The sequence below is a fragment of the Bowmanella dokdonensis genome (genome assembly GCF_017254865.1).
GTDB lineage: Bacteria > Pseudomonadota > Gammaproteobacteria > Enterobacterales > Alteromonadaceae > Bowmanella > Bowmanella dokdonensis.
In genome coordinates, this window is record NZ_JAFKCV010000395.1 from 1 (window position 1) to 285 (window position 285).

Consider the following 285-nt stretch of genomic DNA (forward strand, 5'->3'; position numbering starts at 1 on the left):
ATTTTGGCTGAATGAGGGACGGGCTTCTTCGGGTCACTGATGTAATCCGCATAGCCGCCTTGGGCTTCTGGTTGGGTCAGCAAACGCTGGTTGGCGCCAAAGTACAAGGTGGTGTCTTGGCCTTCTTTGGGGGGCCACTGAGCAAACTCACGCCAGCGGTTTGCGCCGGTTTCAAACATGGTGGCGCGGGCTAAGCCTGCTGATTTTCCATCTTTAAGATGCTGTTTGAAAAACGGCAGCAATACCTGCTGCTGAAACCACAAGCTGGTATCAAAGCCAAACTGG

The 285-nt window shown here is 53.3% G+C and carries 1 pseudogene; it reads right to left on the reverse strand.

The annotated features are described in order from the left end of the window. Positions 1-285 (reverse strand): annotated as a pseudogene (locus J0A66_RS23050) (CocE/NonD family hydrolase); the annotation flags it as partial.